This window comes from Streptomyces sp. NBC_01171 (genome assembly GCF_045039805.1).
Classification (GTDB): domain Bacteria; phylum Actinomycetota; class Actinomycetes; order Streptomycetales; family Streptomycetaceae; genus Streptomyces.
In genome coordinates, this window is record NZ_CP108609.1 from 4,375,711 (window position 1) to 4,398,317 (window position 22,607).

At 71.6% G+C, this 22,607-nt stretch carries 18 protein-coding genes; 10 read left to right on the top strand and 8 right to left on the bottom strand.

Translation table 11 applies throughout. The features are described 5' to 3' along the window. The first annotated feature begins 107 nt into the window (after positions 1-107). From OG448_RS20180 to OG448_RS20195, 4 genes are all read left to right on the top strand, one after another. A complete protein-coding gene (locus tag OG448_RS20180) occupies positions 108-335 on the top strand; it encodes a hypothetical protein (RefSeq protein ID WP_135788671.1) in 228 nt (75 codons plus the stop codon). After that, the gene (gene malQ / locus OG448_RS20185; RefSeq protein ID WP_405555705.1) at positions 336-2,438 is read left to right on the top strand and encodes a 4-alpha-glucanotransferase; all 2,103 of its coding nucleotides are present in this window, start codon (positions 336-338) and stop codon (positions 2,436-2,438) included. It begins immediately after the preceding gene. A gap of 71 nt (positions 2,439-2,509) precedes the next feature. Beyond that, a complete protein-coding gene (locus OG448_RS20190) occupies positions 2,510-2,755 on the top strand; it encodes a hypothetical protein (RefSeq protein ID WP_037855951.1) in 246 nt (81 codons plus the stop codon). A gap of 105 nt (positions 2,756-2,860) precedes the next feature. Next, positions 2,861-4,270: an FAD-dependent monooxygenase gene (locus tag OG448_RS20195; protein WP_405555707.1), complete on the top strand. Its 1,410-nt coding sequence runs from the start codon at positions 2,861-2,863 to the stop codon at positions 4,268-4,270. A 5-nt stretch (positions 4,271-4,275) separates the two neighbouring features. On the opposite strand, the gene OG448_RS20200 is transcribed toward OG448_RS20195, so the two are convergent. Further along, a complete protein-coding gene (locus OG448_RS20200; RefSeq protein WP_405555709.1) occupies positions 4,276-5,052 on the bottom strand; it encodes a GntR family transcriptional regulator in 777 nt (258 codons plus the stop codon). Next, positions 5,049-5,591 carry a GntR family transcriptional regulator gene (locus OG448_RS20205; RefSeq protein ID WP_405555711.1) on the bottom strand — a complete coding sequence of 181 codons (543 nt, stop codon included), beginning with the start codon at positions 5,589-5,591 and terminating at the stop codon, positions 5,049-5,051. Before OG448_RS20205 ends, OG448_RS20200 begins: the two co-directional genes overlap by 4 nt. A 143-nt stretch (positions 5,592-5,734) precedes the next feature. Between OG448_RS20205 and OG448_RS20210 the strand changes: the two genes are divergently transcribed. Further along, positions 5,735-6,148, top strand: a complete 414-nt coding sequence (locus tag OG448_RS20210) for an ATP-binding protein (RefSeq protein ID WP_405555713.1) — start codon at positions 5,735-5,737, stop codon at positions 6,146-6,148. Positions 6,149-6,204: 56 nt separating this feature from the next. Here the strand turns inward: OG448_RS20210 and pepN (OG448_RS20215) are convergent, their stop codons facing one another. Next, positions 6,205-8,775 carry an aminopeptidase N gene (gene pepN, locus OG448_RS20215; protein WP_405555715.1) on the bottom strand — a complete coding sequence of 857 codons (2,571 nt, stop codon included), beginning with the start codon at positions 8,773-8,775 and terminating at the stop codon, positions 6,205-6,207. Between the two features lie 112 nt (positions 8,776-8,887). Here pepN (OG448_RS20215) and OG448_RS20220 point away from each other — a divergent pair, with 112 nt between their 5' ends. The 3 genes from OG448_RS20220 to OG448_RS20230 all read left to right on the top strand — a co-directional run bounded on the left by OG448_RS20220 (position 8,888) and on the right by OG448_RS20230 (position 11,799). After that, positions 8,888-9,382, top strand: a complete 495-nt coding sequence (locus OG448_RS20220; protein WP_405555717.1) for a DUF1203 domain-containing protein — start codon at positions 8,888-8,890, stop codon at positions 9,380-9,382. 161 nt (positions 9,383-9,543) lie between these two features. Next, positions 9,544-10,326, top strand: a complete 783-nt coding sequence (uppS, locus tag OG448_RS20225) for a polyprenyl diphosphate synthase (RefSeq protein ID WP_405555719.1) — start codon at positions 9,544-9,546, stop codon at positions 10,324-10,326. 36 nt (positions 10,327-10,362) lie between these two features. Further along, complete coding sequence (locus OG448_RS20230) at positions 10,363-11,799, top strand: oxygenase MpaB family protein (protein WP_405555720.1); 1,437 nt, start codon at positions 10,363-10,365, stop codon at positions 11,797-11,799. A gap of 52 nt (positions 11,800-11,851) precedes the next feature. Here OG448_RS20230 and OG448_RS20235 read toward each other — a convergent pair whose 3' ends face one another. Next, positions 11,852-12,868 carry an aspartate-semialdehyde dehydrogenase gene (locus OG448_RS20235; protein ID WP_391291787.1) on the bottom strand — a complete coding sequence of 339 codons (1,017 nt, stop codon included), beginning with the start codon at positions 12,866-12,868 and terminating at the stop codon, positions 11,852-11,854. 331 nt (positions 12,869-13,199) lie between these two features. After that, on the bottom strand, positions 13,200-16,502 hold the full coding sequence (locus OG448_RS20240; RefSeq protein ID WP_405555722.1) for a S8 family serine peptidase: 3,303 nt from the start codon (positions 16,500-16,502) through the stop codon (positions 13,200-13,202). A gap of 200 nt (positions 16,503-16,702) precedes the next feature. On the opposite strand from OG448_RS20240, the gene OG448_RS20245 reads away from it, so the two are divergent. After that, positions 16,703-17,176 (top strand): NUDIX hydrolase, encoded by a 474-nt coding sequence (locus tag OG448_RS20245; RefSeq protein ID WP_405555724.1) that lies wholly within the window; start codon positions 16,703-16,705, stop codon positions 17,174-17,176. A gap of 6 nt (positions 17,177-17,182) precedes the next feature. Here OG448_RS20245 and OG448_RS20250 read toward each other — a convergent pair whose 3' ends face one another. Together OG448_RS20250 and pepN (OG448_RS20255) are read right to left on the bottom strand one after the other, a co-directional pair. Further along, complete coding sequence (locus OG448_RS20250) at positions 17,183-18,220, bottom strand: hypothetical protein (protein WP_405555726.1); 1,038 nt, start codon at positions 18,218-18,220, stop codon at positions 17,183-17,185. Between the two features lie 195 nt (positions 18,221-18,415). Further along, complete coding sequence (gene pepN / locus OG448_RS20255) at positions 18,416-20,998, bottom strand: aminopeptidase N (protein ID WP_405555728.1); 2,583 nt, start codon at positions 20,996-20,998, stop codon at positions 18,416-18,418. Positions 20,999-21,138: 140 nt separating this feature from the next. Between pepN (OG448_RS20255) and OG448_RS20260 the strand changes: the two genes are divergently transcribed. After that, positions 21,139-21,801 carry a DsbA family protein gene (locus OG448_RS20260; protein ID WP_405555730.1) on the top strand — a complete coding sequence of 221 codons (663 nt, stop codon included), beginning with the start codon at positions 21,139-21,141 and terminating at the stop codon, positions 21,799-21,801. 122 nt (positions 21,802-21,923) lie between these two features. Here the strand turns inward: OG448_RS20260 and OG448_RS20265 are convergent, their stop codons facing one another. Next, positions 21,924-22,571, bottom strand: a complete 648-nt coding sequence (locus OG448_RS20265) for a superoxide dismutase (protein ID WP_405555732.1) — start codon at positions 22,569-22,571, stop codon at positions 21,924-21,926. Positions 22,572-22,607: the final 36 nt, after the last annotated feature.

Below are 22,607 nucleotides of genomic sequence, written 5' to 3' on the forward strand. Positions count from 1 at the left end.
CCCCGAGCGGTGGATCACTCCCGCGCGCGGGCGTGGCATCCGTGTCGCTGGGTAGGGCTGGGTAATCCGGCAAAACGCACCCGCCCCCCGTGACCAAGGAGGCTCTCGTGGCCGCAGCGGTTCACCTGTTCCTGCCCGCCCAGTGGAAACCCGAGGCGGAGACGCCCGCCGACTGCGCGTTCAGCGCGGAGAGCGCCTGCGTGGAGGCGCCGCTCACCAGCGAGCCGCCGCTGCCCGGCGCCGAGCCGCTGACCAGCGAGCCCCCGCTCGCCGACACCGTCCCGCTCACCGGTGACGCCGACCCCGTCCCGGTCCGCTTCGGCCCGGCCGAGTAGATGGCCGCGGCGCTGGACGACGAGGAGCTGCGCGCGCTCGCGGAGCTGCACGGCGTCGCCACCTCCTACAGCCCCTCCCCGGAGATCATCGTCGCGGTGCCCGCCCCCGCCGTGATCGCCGCCCTGGCCGCCATGGACGTCGACGCGAGCACCCCGGACGCCGTCCGCGCCGCGCTCACCGAACGGGAGCGCGAGCTGCGGGAACGGCTGCTGCCGCCCACCGTGGTCCGCTGGACCGGCCAGCCCGCCGCCGGCACCGGCACCCCCGCCCTGCCGGACCCCTTCGACGTCCTGCCGCCCGGCACCCGGATGGAGATCGACACCGAGCAGGGCGAGCGGCACACCGGCATCGACGACCTCCCCACCGGCGTCCACCACGTCACCGTCACCGCACCCGACGGACGCACCGGCCACGCCCACCTCATCGTCGCCCCCGAGCGCCTCCCCGCCCTGGCCGGCCGCTCCTACGGCCTGCTCGCCCAGCTCTACTCCGTGCTGTCCCACCGCTCCTGGGGCATGGGCGACCTCGGGGACCTCGCCGAGCTGGCCGCCTGGGCCGGGCGTACCCACGGCGCCGGATTCGTGCAGGTCAACCCGTTGCACGCGGCCGTACCCGGTGCTCCCACCGACCCCTCCCCGTACCGCCCCTCCTCCCGCCGCTTCCCCGACCCGGTGCACCTGCGCGTCGAGGACGTCCCGGAGTACTCCTACGCCGAGCTGAACCCCCGGCTGCGCGAGCGGGCCGAGCGGCTGCGTGCCGACGTGCTGGACAAGGGCGCCCTCATCGACCGTGACGCGGTGTGGGAGCTGAAGCGCCAGGCGCTGGAGCAGGTCGTACGGGTCCCGCTCGGCCCCGGCCGGCAGGCCGCGTACGACGCCTTCCGCGCCGAGGAGGGCCAGGCGCTGGAGGACCACGCCACCTGGTACGCCCTCGCCGAGGAGCACGGACCGGACTGGCGGACCTGGCCCGAGCCGCTGCGCGACCCCCGCTCGGCGGAGACCGCGCGCGCCCGCGCCCGCCTCGCCGACCGGGTCGAGTTCCACACCCGGCTCGCCTGGCTCACCGACCAGCAGCTCCGCGCCGCCCAGCGGGCCGCCGTGGAGGCCGGGATGCCGATCGGGATCGTGCACGACCTCGCGGTCGGGGTGCACCCGGTCGGCGCCGACGCCTGGTCCCAGCAGGACCACTTCGCCGCCGGGATGTCGGTCGGCGCCCCGCCCGACGCCTTCAACGCCCGCGGCCAGGACTGGGGCCTGCCGCCCTGGCGCCCCGACCGGCTCGCGGAGTCCGGCCACGCGCCGTTCCGGCTGTTGCTGCGCGCCCTGTTCCGGTACGCGGGCGCGCTGCGCATCGACCACGTGATGGGCCTGTTCCGGCTCTGGTGGGTCCCCGAGGGCAGCCCGCCCACCGACGGCACCTACGTCCGCTACGACGCCGAGGCGATGCTCGCCCTGCTCGCGCTGGAGGCGTCCCGCGCGGGCGCGCTGGTGATCGGGGAGGACCTGGGCACCGTCGAGCCCGGTGTACGGGAGACGCTCCAGCGGCGCGGGGTGCTGGGCACCTCCGTGCTGTGGTTCGAGCGGGACTGGACCGGTGACGGCCGTCCGCTGCCCCCGGAGAGCTGGCGCGAGGACTGCCTGGCCACCGCCACCACCCACGACCTGCCGCCCACGGCGGCCCGGCTCACCGGCGAACACGTCGATCTGCGCGAGAAGCTCGGCCTGCTCGTCAAGTCCGGCGCCGACGAGCGGGCGGACGCGGTCGCGGACACCGCCGAGTGGCTGGCCCTGCTGGGCAGCCTCGGTCTGCTGGACGCCCCGGCCGCGGGGCCGCCCGGCAGCGACGAGGAGGCCGAGATCCAGGGCTTCCACCGGTTCCTGCTGCGCACCCCGGCCCGACTGGTCGGCATCTGGCTCCCGGACGGCATCGGGGACCGGCGCCCGCAGAACGTGCCCGGCACCTGGGACCAGTACCCGAACTGGCGCCTGCCGGTGTCCGACCCGCAGGGGCGTCCGGTGCCGTTGGAGGAGCTGACCGCGTCCCCGCGGCTGCGGGCGCTGCTCGCCGCGGTGCAGGCGGGGCTGGGGCACAGCGGGCCCTGAGGGGCCGTACCGGCCGCGCGTACGGCACCCCGGACGCGCGGCCGGTACGGCGGTTCGCTAACTTGGGGAGCGTGGACAAGAAGAACGCCCTGCGCGCCGGAGCCCTGGCGGCCGGCACGACGCTGATGATGCTGCTCATGTCGTCCCCCGCGCTCGCGCTCAGCCGCGACGACGGTGACGACCCCGGCCCCGGTCTCTCCGCCTGGGAGACCATCGGCCTGTACGTGCTGATCCCGGTGGGCCTGTTCGTCGTCATCGCCGGACTGGTGATGGTGCTGGACAAGTCGCGGTCGGGCTCGTCCGCCTCGAAGAGCTGACGGACCTGTAGGTCCTGACCGCCGGGGGCGCCGCTCCTCCCGCCTGCGCGGGTCTGGACGGCGTCCCCGGCGTGTTTCTTTCCCCGTGCCACCGAGGAGCCGCAGATGGCAGACACCACCGGCGTCGCCGTAGTGGGCTGCGGCCCGACCGGACTGCTCCTCGCCGGTGACCTGGCCGAGGCCGGCATCCCGGTCACCATGCTGGAGAAGCGGCCGCGCGGCATCAGCAACCTCACCCGCGCCTTCGCGCTGCACGCCCGCACGCTGGAGCAGCTCGACATGCGGGGCCTCGCGGACGAACTCGAGTCTCTCGGCCGCCCGATGACCCGGCTCGGCCTCTTCGACGGCCTCACTCTCGACCTCTCCGAACTCCCCACCCGCTTCCCGCACGTCCTGGTGATCCCGCAGTACGAGGTCGAACGGGTGCTGGAGCGGCGGGCGCGGGAGGCGGGCGCCGAGTTTCTTCACGAGGCCGAGGTGACCGCGCTGACGCAGGACGCGTCCGGGGTGACCGTCCTCGGGCGGGGCATGGAGCCGCTGCGGGCTTCGTACGTGGTCGGGGCGGACGGGATGCGGAGCGCGGTGCGGGAGGCGGTGGGGCTGCCGTTCCCGGGACGCTCGGTCATCCGCTCGGTGGTCCTCGCGGACGTACGGCTCTCCGAGGACCCGCCGGACCTGCTCACCGCGGGCACGGCGGGGGACGCCTTCGCCCTGCTGATCCCCTTCGGTGACGGCTACCACCGGGTCGTCGGCTGGCACCGCTCCCACGACGTCCCCGACGACGCCCCGCTCGACCTCGCCGAGATCAAGGACATCGTCCGCGTCGCCCTCGGCCGCGACTACGGCATGCGCGACCCGCGCTGGCTGTCCCGCTTCCACAGCGACGAACGCCAGGCACCTTCGTACCGCGCGGGCCGGGTCTTCCTCGCCGGCGACGCCGCCCACGTCCACTCCCCGGCGGGCGGCCAGGGCATGAACACGGGCCTCCAGGACGCGGCCAATCTGAGCTGGAAACTGGCAGCGGTCTTGGACGGCCGCGCCGACCCGTCCCTCCTGGACACCTACAACGCCGAACGCCACCCGGTGGGCCGCACGGTCCTCCGCAGCAGCGGCGCCCTGATCCGCCTGGCGATGGCCGACCGCCCCTGGACGCGGGGACTCCGGTCGCTCCTGGCGAAGTCGGTCACCCACTTCCCCGCCCTACGCCGCAGAGCCCTCCACCAGGTAACGGGCCTGGGCTACTCCTACGGCCACGGCCTCACCGGCAAACGAGCCCCGGACATCCCGCTGCCGTCCGGCACCCGCCTCTACGAGGCTCTGCGGCCGGGCAACTTCGTCCTGCTGACGCAGACCCCCTACGAGGACCCCAGCCGGCCCCACCTCACCACCTCCGCATGGCCCGGCCCGGCGACCGTCCTGATCCGCCCGGACGGCTACGTCGCCTGGTCGGCGAAGTCCCCCACGCCAACAGCTGTGGAGAAGGCGCTACTTGAGCACGTGGGCCCGCCGGACTGACCCACTCACTCTGCGGAGAACTCGTACTGAAGCTCATAGAGATGGCCTGCCTTGACCATGACGGTCGCTTCGATGGGGCGGTCGTCGCTGAACACCACACGCAGGGTGCGGAGCACAGGTAGATCGCTGGGCAGCCTCAGCGCTTGGTACTGCTCCTGCGTCGGAACCCTCGCGGAGACCCGGTCAACGCTGGTGTGGGGTGGGAAGCCGAGTTCGGCCAGGAGTGCCGGGGTGCCGCCTCTGATCTTCCGCTTCTCCGTGATGGCGGTACCTCCTGCGATGGCCATCGGGTAGTACGACCTCACCAGTTCCACGGGCTCGTCGTCGAGGGTGAGGAGCTGTTGACGCAGAAGCACCGTTTCATCGCCGGTGATCCGCAGGGCGGCGGCCACGTCGGCAGGCGCGGGAGCCTCTCGGACGTCCAGCAGCGTGCTGTGGGCCCGCGTTCCCCGCTTCGCCGTCTCGGTGAGCCAGCGGTACGGCTTTCCCGGCGCTGCCGGGGCCATGTACGAAGCGGGGCGCATGGTGCGCTGCCGGTGCTCGCGGACGGTGACGGCTGCTCCGGCCCGGCCGATGACGAGCTGTTCGTCCTTCAGTATCTGCAACGCCTTCTGGATGGTGGCGTTGGAGGCGGCGAAGCGCTCCTTGAGCTGGACGGTGGACGGCAGGCTGGCGCCCGCTGCAAGGTCGCCGCTCATGATCTCGTCGCGCAGGTCGGCGGCGATCCGCTCGTGCAGGGAGCGTCGATCGAGAGCGCCGGAGTCGTTGATGGGCACGGTCATCCGATCCGAATCTCGTAGCGAAGCTGCTGACGATGGGCGGGCATGACGATCAGGTCCGCCTGGATGGGCTGGTCGGCGTCGTTCAAGGTGAGCCTGCTCAACCGTAGGACCGGTTCGTCGGCTTCCAGATGCAGGGCTTCGCGCTCATCCGGGCCGGGCATCCGGGCTGTCACGTCTTCGCGCACGCGGACGCCACGGTGGCCGAGTTCGGCGAGAAGGGTCACCGCACCACCGGGAATCTTGCCCCGTTCGGCGAGGCGGGTACCTCGAGCGATGGCAGCCGGGTAGTAGGTGTCGGTCAACTCGCAAGGTCGACCGTTGAGTTCGATGATCCGGCGACGTACAACCACCGCATCTCCGGCAGCTACCCCGAGCAGATCGGCGACCTCGTCCGACGCGGGCACCTCGCCGGCATGCACGATCCGCTGGCCACCTTTCCCGCCGCGAGCCACCGCCTCCGCGCCCCACGCATCGGACTGCCCCCGATCCCGCGGCGTCAGATACGGCATCGAGGAACTGACCCACCTGCTGTCACTCACGCTGTCCTCCTGTATCGGGGCTTGCCGGTCTACACGTTAGGCGAACCGTCTCGGCCGACTACTCTCAGAGTACCTGTCTGCTTTTCGTGAATAGTGATACGGTTCGGTCGATCTCGTACCTCGGCGCAAGTAGGTGGTGCTCCATGCCCCTGTTACGGCAACGACGATTCCCCCGCGCTCGCAGATCCGTCGGAGCTGCCCGCATCTTCGCCGTCGAGACCCTTCCGGAGTGGGGGTACCGCGACCGGCAGGACGACATCCACCTCTGCGTCTCGGAGTTGGCCACGAACGCAGTACTGCACGGGGTGCCGCCGGGGCGCGAGTTCCTACTCGCCCTCACGGTTGACGATGCTTCGGTGCGCATCGAGGTACGTGACAGCGGCGGGGGAGTGCCGGTGGTCAAGGAGGGCGGGGCAGAGGAGACCGGCGGCAGGGGACTGCGGCTTGTGCACACGCTGGCCGACGACTTCGGGGTGACTGCCCACAACCCCGGTAAAACGGTCTGGACGGTGTTCAAGGCCGCCCCGGTGTGCGATGCGGGGGAGCGCCGGTCGTGACGACAAGGAGGGGCACCCGGCACAATGCCGGGCGCCCCCTCTCGACTGCTGGCCGGTCACGCCGAAGCCGCGTCCGCCCGCTGGGCCTTCAGCGCCCGCTCGACGCCCGCGCGGGACTCGGAGACCAGGCGGCGCAGGGCCGGGGTGGGCTCAGTCGCCGTCAGCCACGCGTCCGTCTTGCGGAGGGTCTCCTCCGAGACCTGGACCGACGGGTAGAGGCCGACCGCGATCTGCTGGGCCATCTCGTGGGAGCGGGAGTCCCAGGCCGACTTCACGGAGTCGAAGTAGCGGTCCGTGTAGGGGGCGAGGAGGTCGCGCTGGTCGGTCTGGACGAAGCCGATGATCACCGCTTCCTGAACGGCGTTGGGGAGCTTGTCGGACTCGACGACCGAGGCCCACGCCTCGGCCTTGGCCTCGGCGGTCGGGCGGGCCGCGCGGGCGGTGGCCGCGTGGCGCTCGCCGGCGGCGGTGCGGTCGCGCTCGTACTCGGCGGCGATCTCCGCCTCGTCGAAGCGGCCGACCGCGGCGAGGCGCTCCACGAACGCCCAGCGCAGCTCGGTGTCGACGGCGAGGCCCTCGACGGTCCGCGAACCGTCGAGCAGCGCCTCCAGCAGGTCGAGCTGCTCCGGCGTACGGGCCGTGGCGGCGAACGCGCGGGCCCAGGCCAACTGGTGGTCGCTGCCCGGCTCAGCCGTGCGCAGATGCGCCAGCGTGGCCTCGGTCCAGCGGGTCAGCAGGGTCTCGCGGGCGGCCGGGTCGGCGTACAGGTCGATCGCCAGCTTGGCCTGGCGGTGCAGGGACTGCACGACACCGATGTCGGACTCCTTGCCGATGCCGGACAGCACCAGCGAGAGGTAGTCACGGGTGGCCAGCTCGCCGTCACGCGTCATGTCCCACGCCGACGCCCAGCTCAGCGCGCGCGGCAGCGACTCCGCGAAGTCACCGAGGTGCTCGGTGACGACCGCGAGGGACTCCTCGTCCAGGCGGACCTTCGCGTACGACAGGTCGTCGTCGTTGAGCAGGATCACGGCCGGGCGGCGGACGCCGGTCAGCTCGGGCACGGCCGTCAGCTCGCCGTCCACGTCCAGCTCGACCCGCTTGACGCGCACCAGCTTGCCCGCGTCGTCCAGGTCGTACAGGCCGATCGCGATGCGGTGCGGCCGCAGCGTCGGCTCGCCCTTGGCGCCCACGGGGAGCGCCGGGGCCTCCTGGCGCACCGCGAAGGAGGTGATGACACCGTCCGCGTCGGTCTCCAGCTCGGGACGGAGGATGTTGATCCCCGCCGTCTCCAGCCACGCCTTCGACCAGGTCTTCAGATCGCGCCCGGAGGTCTCCTCCAGCGCGCCCAGCAGGTCCGACAGCCGCGTGTTGCCGAACGCGTGCCGCTTGAAGTACGCCTGCACGCCCCGGAAGAACTCGTCCTCGCCGACGTACGCCACGAGCTGCTTCAGCACCGAGGCGCCCTTGGCGTACGTGATGCCGTCGAAGTTGACCAGGACGTCGTCCAGATCCCGGATCTCGGCCATGATCGGGTGCGTGGACGGGAGCTGGTCCTGGCGGTACGCCCACGTCTTCATCGAGTTGGCGAACGTCGTCCACGCGTGCGGCCAGCGGGAGCCCGGCGCGGAAGCCTGGCAGGCGATGGAGGTGAAGGTGGCGAACGACTCGTTCAGCCACAGGTCGTTCCACCACTCCATGGTGACCAGGTCGCCGAACCACATGTGCGCCAGCTCGTGCAGGATCGTCTCCGCCCGCACCTCGTACGCCGCGTCGGTCACCTTGGACCGGAAGACGTACTGGTCGCGGATGGTCACCGCGCCGGCGTTCTCCATCGCGCCCGCGTTGAACTCCGGCACGAAGAGCTGGTCGTACTTCTCGAAGGGGTACGCGTAGTCGAACTTCTCCTGGAACCAGTCGAAGCCCTGCCGGGTGACCTCGAAGATCGCGTCGGAGTCGAGGTGTTCGGCGAGCGAGGGCCGGCAGTAGATGCCCAGCGGCACGGACTGCCCGTCCTTCTCGTACACGCTGTGCACCGAGTGGTACGGGCCGACGATCAGCGCCGTGATGTACGTCGAGATGCGCGGGGTCGGCGCGAACGCCCAGACGTTGTCCTTGGGCTCCGGCGTCGGGGAGTTGGAGATCACCGTCCAGCCCTCGGGCGCGGTCACCGTGAAGCGGAAGGTCGCCTTGAGGTCCGGCTGCTCGAAGCTGGCGAACACGCGCCGCGCGTCCGGCACCTCGAACTGCGTGTACAGGTAAGCCTGTTCGTCGACCGGGTCCACGAACCGGTGCAGACCCTCACCGGTGTTGGTGTACGCGCAGTCGGCCACCACCCGCAGGATGTTGCGGCCGTCGAGCAGACCGGGCAGCGCGATCCGGGACTCCTTGAAGACCTCCGCCGGGTCCAGCGAGTCCCCGTTCAGCGTCACCTCGCGCACGGCCGGTGCCACCAGGTCGATGAAGGACTCGGCGCCGGACTCGGCCACGTCGAAGCGCACCGTGGTCACGGACCGGAAGGTGCCGCCCTCCTGCGCGCCGGAGAGGTCGAGATCGATCTCGTACGAGTCGACGCTGAGCAGGTCGGCCCGCTGCTGCGCCTCTTCCCGAGTCAGGTTTGTGCCAGGCACGCGGTCATCTCCTCGTTATGTGTGGGTTGCGCCATCCTTCCACGGGAGATCCGCGAACGCGATGTCCTTGTTCCGCCGGTCACCGGGCCTTCGCAGGGCCAGCCTGGGACACATGACGACACACGCCACGACCCTTCACACCCCGCGCGCCATCACCGAACCGGTCCTCGCGGAACTGCGTGCCTCGGACGACGCCGGGCGCCCGATGACCGCCGTCACCGACCCGGAGGGCGGCGCCCCGCTGCGCTGCTGTCTGCGCCGGAGCGAGCCCGGCGAACGCGTCGCCCTTGTCTCCTACGCGCCCCTGCGCCGCTGGGCGGCGGACACCGGCGCCGAACCGGGCGCGTACGACGAGCAGGGCCCGGTCTTCATCCACGCCGACCCCTGCGGCGGACCGGCGCCCGAAGACGGGCTCGCCTTCACCGGGGCCCACCGCGTCCTGCGCCGCTACTCCCACGACGGCCACATCCTCGGCGGCCGCCTGGTCACCGCGCCCGGGGACTTCGAGGCCGCCCTGACCGAGGCGTTCACCGACCCCGAGGTGGCGCTCGTACACGTCAGGGCGGTGGAGTACGGCTGCTACCTGTACGAGGTGCGCAGGCCCTAGGGCCCCACGGCGGCAACGATTCGCACTGGAGCGCCAAGGGTGAAAGGGCCGCCCTCGGCCTCCTCCCGGCACCCGGCGCTGGCACGCTGTTTCTGTTGCCCAGGGGCGGCGCGCCGGTCCCGGCGGGCCCGCTCCGCGGAGACGAGCAGTGAAGGGGCGTCATGGCCACTCAGCGGGCGACCGGCGATTCTCCCTCTCCCGGCTCCGCCCCATCTCCTCCGGAAGGCACCGGCCGGCGCGAGGTGCCGCGTCATGTCGCCTGTGTGATGGACGGAAACGGCCGGTGGGCGGCGCAGCGGTCGCTTCCGCGCACCTCGGGGCACCGGGCCGCGGAGGCGACGGTCATCGACGTCATCGAGGCGGCACGGGCGGCCGGAGTCGAGTGGCTGAGCCTGTACGCGTTCTCCACCGAGAACTGGAGGCGTCCGGACGCGGAGGTCGATTTCCTGCTGCGACTGGTGCGTCAAGTGGTGCGCAAGCACGCCCCCTTGCTGCACGCGCGCGGTATCCGCTGCCGGTTCCTCGGGGTGACGGATTCGCGGATTCCCGCGGCGCTGGCCCAGGACTTCACCGACCTGATGACGCTGACCGGCGCGAACCGAGGCATGACGCTGACGGTCGCGTTCGATCACGGCGGACGTGGGGACATCGTCGAAGCCGCTCGGTCGCTGATCCGCAGCGGGTTGCCCGCCGAGGGCGTGGACGAGGAGGTGTTCGCCGCTCACCTGCCCTTCCCGGACACGCCCGACGTGGACCTGGTCATCCGTACGTCCGGTGAGCAGCGCATCTCCAACTTCATGCTCTGGCAGGTCGCCTACGCCGAGTGGATCTTCCCGCCGGTGCTCTGGCCCGACTTCCGCGCGCCGCACTTCGTGCAGTGCGTGCACGCCTATCGGCAACGGGACCGCCGCTTCGGCGGCGTGCGGTCGAACGTGAACGGATGACTCATGGATTCGTCGAGCAGGGATGGTGACCCGCCCATGAACCGGTTGGACGAGCATGCCGAAATCTTCAACGACCCGCGCTGGGCGCTGGCGCTCATCCGCGCGACCGTACTGGAGGCCGCTCACCCGCAGATCGGGGCGGCTCTCGTCGACCACTCGTCGTTCGTGACCCACCCCTGGCGGCGGCTGCGCAACACCTTGCTGAGCACGCAGCGCATGTTCGGCCCCGACGACGAGGTGCGACGCCGGGAGTCCGCGCGGCTCAACCGCCTGCACGCGCGGATGACCGGCACCGACGCGCGGAACCGGTCGTACAGCGCGATGGACCCCGCCGCACGCGCCTGGGTGGTGGCGACCATGTTCGAAAGTGCCGTCACCATGCACCGGCTGAGTGGGCAAGCCATGGAACAGGCCGCCATGGAACGGCTGTACACCGGATTCCAGGCGTTCCACACCGCCCTGGGCGACGATGCCGCATTCCTGCCGCCGACCCTCCACGAGTTCTGGCCGTACTACGACCGCGTGGTCGAGGAGGAGCTGGAGAACACGGAGGCCATGCGCATCGTCCTCTACAAGCTCTTCGATCATCTCCCCGCGCCGCCGCTGCTGGCCGGCCTGCCCACCCTGTGGGGGACCGGCCGGGCCGTCGCCGGACCGGTCATCGGGGCGATCACCGTCGCTTCCCTGCCGGAGTCCTTCCGCCGCCGGGCCGGTCTGCCCGAGACACCTGGTGCGCAGACCCTGATGCACGGTACGTACCTCGCCGCGGGGCTGGCCCGCTTCCTCCCCGGCGGCTGGGTCCACGCCCAAGGCGTCGCCGACCTGCTGGCGCTCTCTCCCGAGAGTGACGACCCCCGTATGCGGACGGTCACCGCCCTGCGTGACCAGATGAAACGCGCCGGCGCGCTGCTGCGGCTGATCACGCCCGTCCCCGCACAGCCCGGACCCGCGCAGCCCGTCCCCGCACAATCCGCCCCGAGTGGAGGAACCGGGACGCGGCGCAGCGCCGAGGAGTTCTTCCACGAGGTCCTGGACCAGACCGGTGACGGCTTTCTCGACTGGCCGGACCTCGCCGCCATGGCCCGGGAGATGTCCACCCGCCTCGACCTGGACGAACCGGAGGAGACCAGGCTCTACAACGCCTACGCCGACTGGTGGCGGGAACTCCAGACGGCGCTCGACGCCGATGGCGACGGCCGGGTCAGCGCGCAGGAGTACGCCGCGGCAGCTCCCGCCCTGGCCGGACCCGCGCTGATCAGAGTCGCCGAGGTCCTCTTCGACGTCACCGACAAGGACGGGAACCAGCACATCGACGCGGACGAGTACCGGGCCCTGTTCCGCACCGCGTTCCACCGCGACACCGTCGACGCGACGGGCGTGTACACGCGCAGCGCGTTCGTGAAGGACTTCCTCACCTTCATGTCCGGACGGCGGCGGTCCACCCCCTACGACCCGCTGCTCACCGAGGCGTGACAGCGGCGCCCCAGGCACCCGCGGGATGCCTGGGGCGCGCGCCTGCGTTCGGTCAGCTCTTCAGCTCGGCCGCCACCAGCTCCGCGATCTGTACCGCGTTCAGCGCGGCGCCCTTGCGGAGGTTGTCGTTGGAGATGAACAGGGCGAGGCCGTTGTCCACCGTCTCGTCGGTGCGGATGCGGCCCACGTACGACGGGTCCTGGCCGGCCGCCTGGAGCGGGGTCGGGATCTCGGACAGGGCGACACCCGGCGCCTGCGCCAGCAGCTCGGTCGCGCGCTCGACGGAGATCGGGCGGGCGAAGCGGGCGTTGACCTGGAGGGAGTGCCCGGAGAAGACCGGGACGCGCACACAGGTGCCGGAGACCTTCAGCTCGGGGATCTCCAGGATCTTGCGGGACTCGTTGCGGAGCTTCTGCTCCTCGTCGGTCTCGTGCAGGCCGTCGTCCACGATGGAGCCGGCCAGCGGGAGCACGTTGAAGGCGATCGGGCGCTTGTAGACGCCCGGCTCGGGGAAGTCCACCGCGTCGCCGTCGTGGGTCAGCTTGTCGGCGTCGGCGATGACCTTCTGCGCCTGCCCGTGCAGCTCGGCCACGCCCGCGAGACCCGATCCGGAGACGGCCTGGTAGGTGGCGACGACCAGCGCTTCGAGCCCGGCCTCCTCGTGCAGCGGGCGCAGCACCGGCATCGCGGCCATCGTGGTGCAGTTCGGGTTGGCGATGATGCCCTTGGGGCGGTCGGCGATGGCGTGCGGGTTCACCTCGGAGACCACCAGGGGCACCTCGGGGTCCCGGCGCCAGGCCGAGGAGTTGTCGATCACGACCGGGCCCTGCGCGGCGACCTTCTCCGCGAGCGCCTTGGAGGTGGCGCCGCCCGCCGAGAAGAGCACGATGTCGAGGCCGGAGTAGTCGGCGGTCGAGGCGTCCTCCACCGTCACGCCGTCCAGCACGGTCCCGGCCGAGCGGGCGGAGGCGAACAGGCGCAGCTCGGTGACCGGGAAGTCCCGCTCCTTGAGGATCTTGCGCATGACCGTGCCGACCTGACCGGTGGCTCCGACGATTCCGACCCTCACGACGACTCCCTCTGTCTGTCCCAGTACCGGGTCACTTGCTTGACCGGCACTTTTCCATCATGCGGCCGGTACAGGGCCGCGTGTCCAATCCTTTGTACGGGTGTGCCCGGTGTGAGGGACACCCGTACCCCTCGGACGGCCCGCGGACCTGCGGTCCCGCGCGGGGAGCGGCCGCAGAAGTTCCCTCCCCCGGACCCGTCGGCCGCAAGCCGTGCTGTCCGGGTCCCTGCCCGTCCGGCCCACCGCCATACGGAGGTGTGACGTACGCCGCACACGCCGAAGGGGCGGGCGCCCACCAGGACGCCCGCCCCCTCCACCAGGGGATAGCCGGTTACGGCGTGACCTTCCCGATCTGCACGCTCGCCGTGCCCGCGACCGTGCCGCGCGCGTTCACGAGCTGGACCCGCCCGAAGAACTCGCGGCCCGCCGGGGCCTCGGCGGCGGCCGTGACCTTGCCGGACACGGTGGCCGAGGCGCCCGTGCCGAGCTTCACCGGGGCCGAGTCGTCGACCGTGACGGCGCCGAGCGCGTCGGAGAAGAACACGTCCCGGTAGTCGTAGTCGGTGGAACCGGCCGGGACCGAGTAGCCCACGACCTCGACCGTGTAGGTGCCCGCGGCGGGGGAGGCGACGGAGACGGCCTCCTCCGAGTCGCCGTCGGCGGACTGGGCGACCAGCTTGCCCGCGGCGTCGTACACCGCGAGGTCGAGGTCGGCGGCCGGGTCCGAGACCTTGCCGATGGCCACGTCCAGGGACTTGGCGCCGGCCGGGACCTCCACCGTGGTGGTCGCGGTCTCGCCCTCCTTGATCGCCGGACGGGCGGCCTTCGCGGAACCGAGCGGGCCGCCGACCAGCTTGCCGTCGAGCGCGGCGTACTTGTTGGTGACCTTCCAGGACGCGGTGGCCGGGACGCCCACCTTGGCCTCGGGGACGGTCACGGTCTCCGGGTCGAAGACCGCGCCGAGCACGGAGACGTCCAGCTTGTAGGGGTTGTCCAGCAGGGGCGAGGTGCGGCGCGCCTCGACCTCGACCTCCCAGACACCGGCCTGCGGGTCAGCGTAGGAGCGCACGTCGGGCTTGCAGCCGTTGCCGTCGAGGTAGTTGTTGTAGCAGTACGGGGTGCTGGTGTTGTCGACCGGCGTCCCGTAGGGGTGGATGGCGATGAACCGGGTCTGGCTGCCGGACTTCAGGCCGTCGATGGCCACCTCCAGCGACTTCGCGCCCTCGGGCACGGTCAGGAAGTAGGACCGGGTGCTGTTGCGCTGCACCGAGCCGGAGACGGAGCGGGTGTAGTCCACCGGGCTCGCCACCACGACCGTGCTCAGGATCTGCCTGTCGACGCCCACGGTCAGCGGGTCGTCCACCCGGAGGATCGCGCTCTTGAGCCCGGCCGTCTTGGGCGCGGCCTCCACCTTGACGGTGACCGGCTGGTTCAGCGGCAGCCGCACCAGCGGGCTGCCGACGACGCGGAAGGTGTGCTCCGGGTCGTTGGCGAAGCTCAGCAGGTGCCAGACCGCGCGGTCGGCGCCGGTGGTGCGGGTGACCGTGACGTCGTACGTCTTGCGCTGGCCGGACTTCAGGCCGCCCTCGCGGTCGTAGAGGCCGGTGCCGAAGCCGGGGGTCTTCAGGGCGTCGTCGATCGCGGTGTCGACCGGGGCCTTGACGGTGTACTCGTGCGCCGAGGCGCCGAGCCGGATCGCGGTCCAGGCGTCGACGACGTCGATCAGGCCGGAGCCCTCCTCGTACGCCTGCGCGCCCTTGATGTGGTGCGCGGTCGAGGTGAGCGCGGTGCGCAGCACGGCCGGGGTGAGGTCGATGTTCTTCTGCTTGGCGGCGCTGAGCAGCAGGGCACTGGCGCCCGCCGCCTGCGGGGAGGCCATCGAGGTGCCCTGGAGCATCGAGTAGCCGGCCGGCAGGGTGTAGCCCGCCTCGGCGACCGGGGAGCCGGGCAGCCAGGTCTGGGTGGTGTTGATCGCCGCGCCGGGCGCGGTGATGGTCGGCGTGAAGCCGCCGTCCTCACGCGGGCCGCGCGAGGAGAACGGCATCAGCGCGTACGGGGTCTCCACCGCCGAGCCGTAGTTCGCGGCCCAGGTCTCCTTGGAGATGGCGGCGCCGACCGAGATCACCTTGTCGGCGAGACCGGGGTCGCCGATGGTGTTGGCGCCGGGGCCGGAGTTGCCGGCCGAGATGACGAGCTGGACGCCGTAGGTGTCGATGAGCCGGGTGTACAGCTCGGCGCGGGCGTTGTTGCCGTCGTTCAGCGCCGGGAGGCCGCCGATGGACATGTTGACGATGTCCACGCCCCGGTTGGTCACCAGGTCGATCATGCCCTCGGTGAGGGCCACGTTGGTGCAGCCGCCGGACCAGGTGCAGGCGCGCGAGGAGACGATCTTGGCGCCGGGCGCGGCACCGTTCATCTTGCCGCCGAACAGCCCGTTGGCCGCCGTGATGCCCGCGACATGGGTGCCGTGCTCGGACTCGATCACGCCGATGTTGACGTAATCGGCCTTGGCGCCCGAGGCGTTGTAGACGACGTCCTTGCGGATCTCGACCACGAAGGGGATGCGCTCGACGACGTCCGTCTTCGGGTCGTCGGTGCCGAAGTAGCCGATCTGGTAGCCGTCCTTGTACGGCTTCATCGGCTCGTTGTCGCCGAAGTCCAGGTCGTCGTCGGTGTCGACGCGGACCGTGCCGGTGGCCGGGTCGTACAGCACGCCCCAGGCGTCGGTGGTGTCACCGTCGCGGTTGAGGTCGCCCTGCATGTCGCCGCCGGTGGTGGCGGACTCGTACAGGTAGTTGAACTTGTAGGCGCCGGCCGGGGCCTTGAAGGTCTCCGCGTTCGCGCCGGTGCCGACGGAGAAGGACGGGCCGGAGACCGCCGCGGTCATCCGCCGCCAGGTGCCGTCGCCGTCGCTCACGGGGTCGGTGGAGGTGACCCAGTCGACGATCTTGCGCTCACCGGTGGTGGTCTTCTGGAGCGCCGGGTGGCCGAGGTCCACACCCGAGTCCAGGATGCCGATGGTGACCCCGCGCCCGTCCGCCTTGGGGTGGTCCTCGACGAAGTCGACGGCACCGGTCTCGAACGACGGGTTGTACGGGTTCTTCGCCGGAGTCGTGCTGCCGGGCGCCGGGTAAGCGGCCGCCGTACGGGCGTTCTTGGCGTCCTTCGCGGTGTCCGCGCCCGGCGCCGGGTCGTCCAGCGGGATCTCCTGGCGCAGGTCGATCGCCTGCACCGAGGAGAGCTTGGCCGCGGCGGCGATGACCGAGTCCGCCTTGGCGGTCGGGACGGTGGCGCGGACGTAGCCGACCTTGTCGAAGGTGCGGCCCACGGTGCCGGCGGCGTCGAGCTGGGAGGCGACCTGCTCGGTGGAGCCCGGCGCGGTGGCGATCATCATCGTGACGCTCTTGGCGCCGTCCGCCTTGGCCTCCGCGAGCCGGTCGGCGTCGTCGGCGCCGAGCTTGCGGGGCGCGGGCTTGGCGCCGGGGTCGGCGGCCTGGGCGGGCGGCGCGTCGGCGGCCAGCGCCATCGGCACGGGGCCGGCCGCGCAGAGGGCGGCGACCACGCCGGCGGCCAGTGTCAGGCGCGCCAGGCGTCTCGGGCCGGGTATCGGGTCACGGTCGGGGGAGTGGGTCATCGCATCCCTTAGTCGGTGAGGGTTGTCCGCGAGGTCCGGTGCCGGACCAGCGCAGCCTTTCCCAGGCGACCGAATTTTGGGGTTCGTTGACCGAATCGAGATCCATGTATGGGGAAAACCCGCGATGCGATGTGTGCGGTTGGGGACCGAATAAGCCCGAATTCACTCGGTTCCCTCGCCCGTCGCGCTAACGTCCCGGCATGCGACGCAAGTTGAGGGTGGCGGCCTACGCCGTGTGTGTCCGCGACGGACAGCTCCTGCTCGCCCGCTCGCCCGCGCGGGGCGGCGGCCACGAGTGGGTACTGCCGGGCGGCGGCGCCGAGTTCGGCGAGGACCCGTACGACACCGTGCGCCGCGAGGTGGCCGAGGAGACCGGCTACCGGGTGGAGGTCACCGATCTGCTCGGCGTGCACACCAACCGGGCGGTGCTGCCCGGCCGCTTCCCCGGCCGCGCCGTCGACCACCACGGCATACGGCTGCTGTACGCCGCGCACGTCACCGGGGGTGAACTCCGCTACGAGGTGGGCGGTTCCACCGACCTCGCGGCCTGGCACGACCTCGACGCCGTGTCCGGGCTGGCCCGGGTCTCCCTCGTGGACACCGCCCTGCGCCTGTGGCGCGAACGCCCGCCCACCGGCCGCCTGGACCCCGGGCCGCCGGTCGGGACGCGCTGAACGGGACTAGCGGGGCAGCACGACCACGTACGCGGCCGGGTCGCGGTCACCGGCGGCCATCAGCGCCGTACGGACCACCGCGGCCTGCTGCTCCATCGACTCCCTCAGCTTCTTCGGGGTGATGTGCACGACCGTGATCCCGAGCCGCTCCAGGTGCTCCCGCTTACGGGCGTACTCCGACCAGGTCGCGTCCTCGTCCTGGCGCGGGGCCCGGGTGTCCAGCTCGACGGCGACCGCCTGCTCGGGCCAGTAGGCGTCCAGGCCACCCAGGTGGGGGCCGCCGGGCAGCCGCAGGTCCACGTTCCACACCGGGTCCGGGAGTCCGTACCCCGTGACCATCCGGTACAGCCGGTCCTCCGCGACCGCGCGGCCCTCGGCCACCAGCGAGTCCACCGCGTCCACCACATGGGCCCGGCCCATCAGCTTGGCCTCGGTCAACTCCCGTACCAGCGCGGCCGGATCGCAGTGCCCGTCGCGCACCGCCTCGGTCAGCAGCAGCCGTACCGTGTCCGCGTCCGTCAGGTGGGCCACCGCGTCCGCCACCGCCCGCGCCACCGGCGCCACCGGCAGGCCCGCGACCGGCCGCGCGGCCGGGAGGTCCGGGGTGCGCACCACCCGCACGTACCCGGTCGAGCGCAGCCGGCGCAGCCTCGGGACCAGGACGTCGATGTGCTCCAGGGAGAGCAGCGGGGGCGCGGACGGCAGGCCGTGCAGGGCGAGGGCGGCCAGACCGGTGAGCATCGCCTCGGCGTAGACCCCCCGGTGCGGGTCGCCCGCGCCCGGCTGGGCGGGCACACCTGGCGTGGACTCGCGGGAGGCGTACAGCAGCGCGCCGTGCAGGCGCTCCTCGTTCGTGGGGGACCCGGAGTGCAGCAGGACCACGTTGGGCAGCAGCAGCCGCCAGGGACCGTCGGCCCGGCACCGCTCGTTCAGCTCGGCCGTCGTCACCCCGTGGGTGCGCAACTGGGCGGCGGTCAGGACCCGGCGGTGGACCTCGGTGAGGTGGCGGAGCGGGCGGGGGGAGAGCGGGGTGTCGTGCGTCATGGCTCTGGAATGCCCCACTTCCGGCCCACCCGTAACCGCTGTTACACATCCGTCGAAAAATGCGGACAACACGGTACTAAAGGACGGGTGTTCGGGTGCCGAGTAGGCGGCGAAAACCCCTGGTCCGATCGGGGGAGGACCAGGGGTTACGGGCCGTCGTGCCCGGATTCCGTAACGGTCACCGGGCGCTGAAGCTCAGGCCAAGGATCGGGTGCCGGCGTCGCACGCCTGTGCGCGCAGCGCCCGCGCCAGGTCGTCCCGCGCCTCCAGCACCAGCCGCCGCAGCGCCGGGGCCGCGTCCGCGTGCTCCGTCAGCCACGCGTCCGTCGCCGCCAGCGTCTCGGGCCGGTCCTGGTGGGCCGGGAACAGCCCGTTGACGATGTGCATGGCGATCTGGATCGACCGCTCCCGCCACACCCGCTCCAGCACCGCGAAGTACTTCTCCGCGTACGGCGCCGTCAGCTCCTGCTGACCCGGCCGGTCGAAGCCCGCGAGGGTCGCCTCCACCAGCGCGTTGGACAGCGCGTCCGACTCCACGACCTGCGCCCACGCCTGCGCCTTCACCGCCGCCGAGGGCCGCGCGGCCAGGCAGCGCACCTGGTGGCGCTTGCCCGACGCGGTGTCGTCGCGGGCCAGTTCGGCCGCGAGCACCTCCTCGTCCGCCACCCCGTGCGCGGCGAGCGGCTCCAGGAACGCCCAGCGCAGCTCCTGGTCCACGGCGAGGCCCTCGACCGTCTCGGTGCCGTCCAGCAGGTCCTTCAGCAGGGCGAGGTCGGCGGCGCCGGTGGCGACCGTGGCGAAGAAGCGCGCCCAGGCCAACTGCTGCTCGCTGCCCGGCTCGGCCGCCCGCAGCTCCCTCAGCGCGCCCTGCGCCAGCAGCTCGCCGCCCGTCGCCCGCCACTCGGGGGCCGCGTACCGCTCCAGCGCCGTGCCGGCCCACGCGTGCAGCATCTGGAGGACGCCGATGTCGGACTCCCGGCCCGCGAAGCGCAGCACCAGCGCCACGAACTCCCGCGCGGGCAGCAGACCGTCCCGTGTCAGGTTCCACAGCGCCGTCCAGCACAGGGCGCGGGCGAGCGGGTCGGTCAGGTCGCCGAGGTGCTCGCGGAGGGTGGCGAGCGAGGTCTCGTCGAAGCGGATCTTGCAGTAGGTGAGGTCGTCGTCGTTGACCAGCACCAGGTCCGGCACCTCGGCGCCGGCCAGCTCCGCCAGCACCGTGCGTGGGCCCTCGACGTCGACCTCGGCGCTCCGGTAGCGCTCCAGCGCGCCCCCCTCACCCAGCCGGTACAGGCCCACCTTCACCCGGTGCGGGCGCAGTTCGGGGTGGGACTCGGGGGCCTCCTGGAGCACGGCCAGCTCGTCGATCCGGCCCTCGGGACTCACCAGCACCTGCGGGGTGAGGGAGTTGACGCCCGCCGTCTGGAGCCACGAGCGGGCCCACCCCGACATGTCCCGGCCGCTGGTCTCGCCCAGCACCGACAGCAGGTCCGCCAGTTGGGTGTTGCCGTAGGCGTGCCGCTTGAAGTAACGCCGGGCGCCCTCCAGGAAGGCGTCCTGGCCGACGTAGGCCACCAGTTGCTTGAGGACGGAGGCGCCCTTGGCGTAGGTGATGCCGTCGAAGTTGAGCTTGGCGTCCTGGAGGTCGCGGATGTCGGCGGTGACGGGGTGCGTGGAGGGGAGCTGGTCCGCGCGGTACGCCCATGCCTTGCGGCGGTTGGCGAACGTCGTCCAGGCGTCCTTGAAGCGGGTCGCGCCCACGTTGCCGAAGGTGCCCATGAAGTCCGCGAAGGACTCCTTCAGCCACAGGTCGTCCCACCAGACCATGGTGACCAGATCGCCGAACCACATGTGCGCCATCTCGTGCAGGATCACATTGGCCCGCCCCTCGTACGAGGCCTGCGTGACCTTGCCCCGGAAGATGTACTCCTCCCGGAAGGTGACCAGTCCGGGGTTCTCCATCGCCCCGAGGTTGTACTCGGGCACGAACGCCTGGTCGTACTTCCCGAAGGGGTAGGGGTAGTCGAAGTTCTCGTGGAAGAAGTCCAGCCCCTGCTTGGTGATCAGGAAGACGTCGTCGGCGTCGAAGTAGGGCGCCAGACCCTTGCGGCACATCGCGCCGAGCGGGATCTCCAGCTTGGACCCGTCCTCCAGGACCCGCTCGTAGGAGTCGGTCACATAGTGGTACGGGCCGGCGACCACGCAGGTGATGTAGGTGGAGATCGGCTTGGTCTCCGCGAACCGCCAGACACCGTCGGCGAGTTCACCGGCGCCGTTGCTCCACACCGTCCAGCCCTCGGGGGCGCGGACCTCGAAGCGGAAGGGCGCCTTGAGGTCGGGCTGCTCGAAGTTGGCGAACACCCGCCGGGAGTCGGCCGGTTCGTACTGCGTGTAGAGGTAGACCTCGCCGTCCTCGGGGTCGACGAAGCGGTGCAGGCCCTCGCCGGTGCGGGAGTAGGCGCACCGGGCGTCCACGATCAGCTCGTTGTCGGTGGCCAGGTCCTCCAGCGCGATGCGGGTGCCGTCGAACACCTCGCCGGGGTCGAGGTCGCGGCCGTTGAGCGACACCGCGGTCACGCCCGGCGCGATCAGGTCGGCGAAGCTCGTCGCCCCGGGCTCGGCGCAGCGGAAGCGGATCGTGGTCACCGAGCGGAAGGTCCGCGGCTCGCCGCCGGACTCGCCCACGGCGGAGCGCAGGTCCAGCGCCACGTCGTACGAGTCGACCGACAGCAGGGCGGCCCGCTCACGGGCCTCGTCGCGGGACAGATTCTCACCGGGCACGGGCGGCACTCCCTTGTGGTCGCAAGATGCGGGGCACTGAACGGCACGATCCTGCCATGCGGCCCTGACCGGCGGCATCGGGGAATTGCGCGGGCCAGGGCGCTGTTGCCGCTGGGAAAGACCTGCTTGCGAGGAGAGAAATGTCCGAGACCGCGACCACGTCGGGCAAGACCCCGGTGGACTTCTGGTTCGACCCGCTCTGCCCCTGGGCCTGGATGACCTCCCGCTGGGTCCTGGAGGTGGAGAAGGTCCGGGACATCGAGGTGCGCTGGCACATCATGAGCCTCGCCGTCCTCAACGAGGACCGCATCGACGAGCTGCCCGAGGAGTACCGGGAGATGCTCGCCACCAAGGCGTGGCAGCCGGTCCGGGTGGTCACCGCCGCCTGGCAGAAGCACGGCGCGGACGTCCTCGGCCCGCTCTACACCGCGCTCGGCACCCGCATCCACAACGAGGGCGAGGGTCCGAGCCGCGAGGCCGTCGTGGGCGCGCTCGCCGAGGTCGGCCTGCCCGCCGACCTGATCGACTACTTCGACCAGACCGACTTCGAGTTCGACGCCGAGCTGCGCGCCTCCCACAAGGAGGGCATCGAGAAGGTCGGCCAGGACGTGGGCACCCCGGTCATCGCGGTCCCCGGCCCGGACGGCGAGCAGATCGCCTTCTTCGGCCCCGTGGTCACCCCGGCCCCCAAGGGCGAGGAGGCGGCCCGCCTGTGGGACGGCACCCTCGCGGTCGCCTCGGTGCCGGGCTTCTACGAGCTGAAGCGCAGCCGCACGGCCGGCCCGGACTTCAGCAACCTCTAGCCGCCGCGTGAAGAAGCCCCCCGCGAGTCACGTCCTCGCGGGGGGCTTCCTTCATCCGCCCGCCGGGTGAAGGTTGAGAAGACGATCACGAGGCGGGACGCTCGGGGAACTTCAGGCGGTCCTCAGGGGGCCAGCAGCAGCACGTCCGCGCGGGACTTGGCGGCCGCGTAGCGCCGGGCCACGTCCTGCCAGTTCACGACCTGCCACATCGCCTCGATGAAGTCCACCTTCTGGTTCTTGTACTGCAGGTAGAAGGCGTGCTCCCAGGCGTCGAAGACCAGCACCGGGGTCGAGCCCTGGCCGACGTTGCCCTGGTGGTCGTAGACCTGCTCCACGATCAGCCGGCCGCTCAGCGGCTCGTACGCCAGCACGCCCCAGCCGGAGCCCTGGGTGGTGGCCGACGCCTTGGTCAACTGGGCCTTGAAGGCCGCGAAGGAACCGAACGACTCCTTGATCGCGTCCGCCAGCTCGCCCACGCCGTCCTGCTCCAGCGGCTCGCCGCCACCGTCCTTCGGACCGGTCATGTTCTGCCAGTAGATGCTGTGCAGGATGTGCCCGGAGAGGTGAAAGGCGAGGTTCTTCTCCAGCCCGTTCACCGACCCCCACGCGTCCTTGTCCCGTGCCTCGGCGAGCTGCTCCAGGGTGTCGTTGGCGCCCTTCACATAGGCCGCGTGGTGCTTGTCGTGGTGCAGCTCGATGATCTCGGGGCTGATGACGGGCGCGAGCGCGGCGTAGTCGTAGGGCAGTTCGGGCAGCGTGTAGACGGACATGGGCGGGTCCCCTCCGAGCCTTATTGCAACTTACTT

Excerpts from the sequence above, each read along its gene's own strand:
- OG448_RS20250 (WP_405555726.1), bottom strand. The coding sequence starts at position 18,220 with ATGACGCACGACACCCCGCTCTCCCCCCGCCCGCTCCGCCACCTCACC.
- OG448_RS20230 (WP_405555720.1), top strand. The coding sequence starts at position 10,363 with ATGAACCGGTTGGACGAGCATGCCGAAATCTTCAACGACCCGCGCTGG.
- OG448_RS20265 (WP_405555732.1), bottom strand. The coding sequence starts at position 22,571 with ATGTCCGTCTACACGCTGCCCGAACTGCCCTACGACTACGCCGCGCTC.
- OG448_RS20195 (WP_405555707.1), top strand. The coding sequence starts at position 2,861 with ATGGCAGACACCACCGGCGTCGCCGTAGTGGGCTGCGGCCCGACCGGA.
- OG448_RS20260 (WP_405555730.1), top strand. The coding sequence starts at position 21,139 with ATGTCCGAGACCGCGACCACGTCGGGCAAGACCCCGGTGGACTTCTGG.
- OG448_RS20220 (WP_405555717.1), top strand. The coding sequence starts at position 8,888 with ATGACGACACACGCCACGACCCTTCACACCCCGCGCGCCATCACCGAA.
- OG448_RS20200 (WP_405555709.1), bottom strand. The coding sequence starts at position 5,052 with ATGACCGTGCCCATCAACGACTCCGGCGCTCTCGATCGACGCTCCCTG.
- OG448_RS20240 (WP_405555722.1), bottom strand. The coding sequence starts at position 16,502 with ATGACCCACTCCCCCGACCGTGACCCGATACCCGGCCCGAGACGCCTG.
- OG448_RS20245 (WP_405555724.1), top strand. The coding sequence starts at position 16,703 with ATGCGACGCAAGTTGAGGGTGGCGGCCTACGCCGTGTGTGTCCGCGAC.
- uppS (WP_405555719.1), top strand. The coding sequence starts at position 9,544 with ATGGCCACTCAGCGGGCGACCGGCGATTCTCCCTCTCCCGGCTCCGCC.
- malQ (WP_405555705.1), top strand. The coding sequence starts at position 336 with ATGGCCGCGGCGCTGGACGACGAGGAGCTGCGCGCGCTCGCGGAGCTG.
- OG448_RS20210 (WP_405555713.1), top strand. The coding sequence starts at position 5,735 with ATGCCCCTGTTACGGCAACGACGATTCCCCCGCGCTCGCAGATCCGTC.